This is a genomic window from Frigoribacterium sp. CFBP 8759 (assembly GCF_014841655.1).
Taxonomy (GTDB): domain Bacteria; phylum Actinomycetota; class Actinomycetes; order Actinomycetales; family Microbacteriaceae; genus Frigoribacterium.
On sequence record NZ_JACYUH010000007.1, the window covers coordinates 1 to 5,636 of the forward strand.

The following is a 5,636-nucleotide window of genomic DNA, read 5'->3' on the forward strand; positions in this document are numbered from 1 at the left end:
GTGCGTTTGGTCCTTGAGAACTCAACAGCGTGCACATTGTCAAATGCCAAATTATACCCTGGCATTGCTTGTGGCTTCATCTTTGGTGGGGTTGTGAGTGGTGTTTAGGTTTCTTTGAGATTGATGGACAACAACAATCGTCAGATTGTTTTGTTCTTTAGTCAGCATCAAATTCAGCAGTCATGGCCTATTCCGGTTGTGCTGTTTTTTCTTTTACGGAGAGTTTGATCCTGGCTCAGGACGAACGCTGGCGGCGTGCTTAACACATGCAAGTCGAACGATGAACTGGAGCTTGCTCCAGGGATTAGTGGCGAACGGGTGAGTAACACGTGAGTAACCTGCCCTTGACTCTGGGATAAGCGCTAGAAATGGCGTCTAATACCGGATACGAGCTTCAGCCGCATGGCTAGGAGTTGGAAAGAATTTTGGTCAAGGATGGACTCGCGGCCTATCAGCTAGTTGGTGAGGTAATGGCTCACCAAGGCGACGACGGGTAGCCGGCCTGAGAGGGTGACCGGCCACACTGGGACTGAGACACGGCCCAGACTCCTACGGGAGGCAGCAGTGGGGAATATTGCACAATGGGCGAAAGCCTGATGCAGCAACGCCGCGTGAGGGATGACGGCCTTCGGGTTGTAAACCTCTTTTAGTAGGGAAGAAGCGAAAGTGACGGTACCTGCAGAAAAAGCACCGGCTAACTACGTGCCAGCAGCCGCGGTAATACGTAGGGTGCAAGCGTTGTCCGGAATTATTGGGCGTAAAGAGCTCGTAGGCGGTTTGTCGCGTCTGCTGTGAAATCTGGGGGCTCAACCCCCAGCCTGCAGTGGGTACGGGCAGACTAGAGTGCGGTAGGGGAGATTGGAATTCCTGGTGTAGCGGTGGAATGCGCAGATATCAGGAGGAACACCGATGGCGAAGGCAGATCTCTGGGCCGTAACTGACGCTGAGGAGCGAAAGCATGGGGAGCGAACAGGATTAGATACCCTGGTAGTCCATGCCGTAAACGTTGGGAACTAGATGTGGGGGCCATTCCACGGTCTCCGTGTCGCAGCTAACGCATTAAGTTCCCCGCCTGGGGAGTACGGCCGCAAGGCTAAAACTCAAAGGAATTGACGGGGGCCCGCACAAGCGGCGGAGCATGCGGATTAATTCGATGCAACGCGAAGAACCTTACCAAGGCTTGACATATACCGGAAACGTCCAGAGATGGTCGCCCCGCAAGGTCGGTATACAGGTGGTGCATGGTTGTCGTCAGCTCGTGTCGTGAGATGTTGGGTTAAGTCCCGCAACGAGCGCAACCCTCGTTCTATGTTGCCAGCACGTTATGGTGGGAACTCATAGGAGACTGCCGGGGTCAACTCGGAGGAAGGTGGGGATGACGTCAAATCATCATGCCCCTTATGTCTTGGGCTTCACGCATGCTACAATGGCCGGTACAAAGGGCTGCGATACCGTAAGGTGGAGCGAATCCCAAAAAGCCGGTCTCAGTTCGGATTGAGGTCTGCAACTCGACCTCATGAAGTCGGAGTCGCTAGTAATCGCAGATCAGCAACGCTGCGGTGAATACGTTCCCGGGCCTTGTACACACCGCCCGTCAAGTCATGAAAGTCGGTAACACCCGAAGCCAGTGGCCTAACCCTTGTGGATGGAGCTGTCGAAGGTGGGATCGGTGATTAGGACTAAGTCGTAACAAGGTAGCCGTACCGGAAGGTGCGGCTGGATCACCTCCTTTCTAAGGAGCATGTACTCGCCCCGCGGTATACACGGGGGTCAACGAGTCAAGTCGGTTTCGAAGCGAATGTCTTCGGCCGGCGCTCATGGGTGGAACATTGACAATGGCTCTTCGCGGAGAGCATCAGCGCTAGTACGGCACCTTCGGGTGTCTGGAAGGTGAGGGTGTTCGAGGTGGGGGGCGTGCACGCTGTTGGGTCCTGAGGGACCAAGCACCCATGCTTTTGAGTGTGGGGGTTTTTCCTCTGGGCCATGAAAGTCCTGCATCAATCGCAGGGTGATCATGGTGCCGCCCGTATTTTGAGAACTACACAGTGGACGCGAGCATCTTAGTCGCAAGCAGGGCCGGCCTTCGGGTTGGTTGTTGTTTGTGATACTAAGTGCAATTTCTTAGACCAATCCGCCCTTTGGGTGTGGTTGGCGAATGAGATAACACTGAGCTGTCAGTCTTTGGCTGGCAGCAACTTTGTGGTCAAGTTTCTAAGAGCAAACGGTGGATGCCTTGGCATCTGGAGCCGAAGAAGGACGTAGAAATCTGCGATAAGCCTCGGGGAGCTGATAATCGAGCCCTGATCCGAGGATTTCCGAATGGGGAAACCCCGCCAGGCGTTATGTCTGGTGACTCCCGCCTGAATATATAGGGCGGGTAGAGGGAACGTGGGGAAGTGAAACATCTCAGTACCCACAGGAAGAGAAAACAACAGTGATTCCGTCAGTAGTGGCGAGCGAAATCGGAAGAGGCTAAACCGGTCATGTGTGATAGACGGCGGTCGTTGCATGGTCGGGGTTGTGGGACCCGTTGTCCTGTTCTGCCGGACAGGAACAGTTACAGCGCAGTATAGGCGAACAGCTTTGAATGGCTGGTCATAGAGGGTGCGAACCCCGTAGCCGAAATGCTGGCGCTGGCTGAATGGGGATCCCAAGTAGCTCGGGGCCCGAGAAATCCCGTGTGAATCTGTCAGGACCACCTGATAAGCCTAAATACTCCCAGATGACCGATAGCGGACAAGTACCGTGAGGGAAAGGTGAAAAGTACCCCGGGAGGGGAGTGAAATAGTACCTGAAACCGTTTGCTTACAAACCGTTGGAGCCTCCTTGTAGGGGTGACAGCGTGCCTTTTGAAGAATGAGCCTGCGAGTTAGCGATATGTGGCGAGGTTAACCCGTGTGGGGTAGCCGTAGCGAAAGCGAGTCTTAATAGGGCGATCCAGTCGCATGTCCTAGACCCGAAGCGAAGTGATCTATCCATGGCCAGGTTGAAGCGACGGTAAGACGTCGTGGAGGACCGAACCCACTTAGGTTGAAAACTGAGGGGATGAGCTGTGGATAGGGGTGAAAGGCCAATCAAACTTCGTGATAGCTGGTTCTCTCCGAAATGCATTTAGGTGCAGCGTTGCGTGTTTCTTGCCGGAGGTAGAGCTACTGGATGGCCGATGGGGCCCAAAAGCTTACTGACGTCAGCCAAACTCCGAATGCCGGTAAGTGAGAGCGCAGCAGTGAGACGGTGGGGGATAAGCTTCATCGTCGAGAGGGAAACAACCCAGACTACCAACTAAGGTCCCTAAGCGTGTGCTAAGTGGGAAAGGATGTGGAGTTGCATAGACAACCAGGAGGTTGGCTTAGAAGCAGCCACCCTTGAAAGAGTGCGTAATAGCTCACTGGTCAAGTGATTCCGCGCCGACAATGTAACGGGGCTCAAGCACACCACCGAAGTTGTAGATTTCGTATTATAGACAAGCCTTCGTGGTTCAGTCGTACGGAGTGGTAGGAGAGCGTCGTGTGGCCAGTGAAGCGGCGGTGTAAACCAGCCGTGGAGGCCACACGAGTGAGAATGCAGGCATGAGTAGCGAAAGACGGGTGAGAAACCCGTCCTCCGAAAGACCAAGGGTTCCAGGGCCAGGTTAATCCGCCCTGGGTAAGTCGGGACCTAAGGCGAGGCCGACAGGCGTAGTCGATGGACAACGGGTTGATATTCCCGTACCGGCGAAGAACCGCCCAAGCTAATCCAGTGGTGCTAAGAGTCCTAACCCGGCTGAGTGGATCCCTTCGGGGTGATGCCGGCCGGTCTAACGCTCGACCCCATGCTGGTGCGGTTAACGTATTAACAGGTGTGACGCAGGAAGGTAGCTGAGCCAGGCGATGGTATCCGTAAGGTGAACCTGGTGTAAGGATGTAGGGCTGACGATAGGCAAATCCGTCGTCAATGCGCCTGAGATCCGATGCGTACCCCGATTGGGGGAAATCAGTGATCCTATGCTGCCGAGAAAAGCATCGACGTGAGGTTCAAGCCGCCCGTACCCCAAACCGACTCAGGTGGTCAGGTAGAGAATACCAAGGAGATCGAGAGAATCGTGGTTAAGGAACTCGGCAAAATGCCCCCGTAACTTCGGGAGAAGGGGGGCCGGAACCGTGATGGGATTTACTCCCGGAGCGGGAAAGGCCGCAGAGACCAGTGGGAAGCGACTGTTTACTAAAAACACAGGTCCGTGCCAAGTCGCAAGACGATGTATACGGACTGACGCCTGCCCGGTGCTGGAAGGTTAAGAGGAAGGGTTAGCGCAAGCGAAGCTCAGAATTTAAGCCCCAGTAAACGGCGGTGGTAACTATAACCATCCTAAGGTAGCGAAATTCCTTGTCGGGTAAGTTCCGACCTGCACGAATGGCGTAACGACTTCCCAGCTGTCTCAACCGCGAACTCGGCGAAATTGCACTACGAGTAAAGATGCTCGTTACGCGCAGCAGGACGGAAAGACCCCGTGACCTTTACTACAGCTTGGTATTGGTGTTCGGAGTGGCTTGTGTAGGATAGGTGGGAGACTGTGAAGCTTGGACGCTAGTTCAGGTGGAGTCATTGTTGAAATACCACTCTGGTCACTTTGGATATCTAACTACGAACCGTGATCCGGTTCTGGGACAGTGCCTGGTGGGTAGTTTAACTGGGGCGGTTGCCTCCCAAAAAGTAACGGAGGCGCCCAAAGGTTCCCTCAACCTGGTTGGCAATCAGGTGTCGAGTGTAAGTGCACAAGGGAGCTTGACTGTGAGACTGACAAGTCGAGCAGGGACGAAAGTCGGGACTAGTGATCCGGCAGTGGCTTGTGGAAGCGCTGTCGCTCAACGGATAAAAGGTACCTCGGGGATAACAGGCTGATCTTGCCCAAGAGTCCATATCGACGGCATGGTTTGGCACCTCGATGTCGGCTCGTCGCATCCTGGGGCTGGAGTAGGTCCCAAGGGTTGGGCTGTTCGCCCATTAAAGCGGTACGCGAGCTGGGTTTAGAACGTCGTGAGACAGTTCGGTCCCTATCCGCTGCGCGCGTAGGAAATTTGAGAAGATCTATCCCTAGTACGAGAGGACCGGGATGGACGAACCTCTGGTGTGTCAGTTGTCCTGCCAAGGGCACCGCTGATTAGCTACGTTCGGAACGGATAACCGCTGAAAGCATCTAAGCGGGAAGCCGGCTTCGAGATGAGATTTCCATACCCTTAGGGGTGAGAGGCTCCCAGCTAGACTACTGGGTTGATAGGCCGGATGTGGAAGTGGGGACTAACGACCCATGGAGCTGACCGGTACTAATAAGCCGATAACTTGACAACACTCCCTCCCTGTAGAGGTGGGGGAAAGCTGCTTGCGTCCACTATGTGGTTCCCGAAATACGGTCGGGAACAACTCAACAGACAAGTCGCCACACCTGTAACGGATGGGGCGCATGGTCTGAAACAGACTTCACCACCAGTGATGGTGTGTGGTAAATGTTTCGGCGGCCATAGCGAGAGGGAAACGCCCGGTCACATTCCGAACCCGGAAGCTAAGACTCTCAGCGCCGATGGTACTGCAAGGGGGACCTTGTGGGAGAGTAGGACACCGCCGGACTCCTTTTAGTGCGAACAGCACACGAAACACCAGAA

General features: G+C 54.6%; 3 rRNA genes. All 3 read left to right on the plus strand.

What is annotated here, in order from left to right:
• The first annotated feature begins 212 nt into the window (after positions 1-212).
• The 3 genes from IFT79_RS15975 (at position 213) to rrf (ending at position 5,601) form a co-directional block, all read left to right on the plus strand.
• A 16S ribosomal RNA gene (locus IFT79_RS15975) occupies positions 213-1,732 on the plus strand.
• Positions 1,733-2,201: 469 nt separating this feature from the next.
• Positions 2,202-5,324: ribosomal RNA gene (locus IFT79_RS15980) — 23S ribosomal RNA — on the plus strand.
• Between the two features lie 160 nt (positions 5,325-5,484).
• Positions 5,485-5,601, plus strand: a 5S ribosomal RNA gene (gene rrf, locus IFT79_RS15985).
• Together the 16S, 23S and 5S rRNA genes form the textbook arrangement of a ribosomal RNA operon.
• Positions 5,602-5,636: the final 35 nt, after the last annotated feature.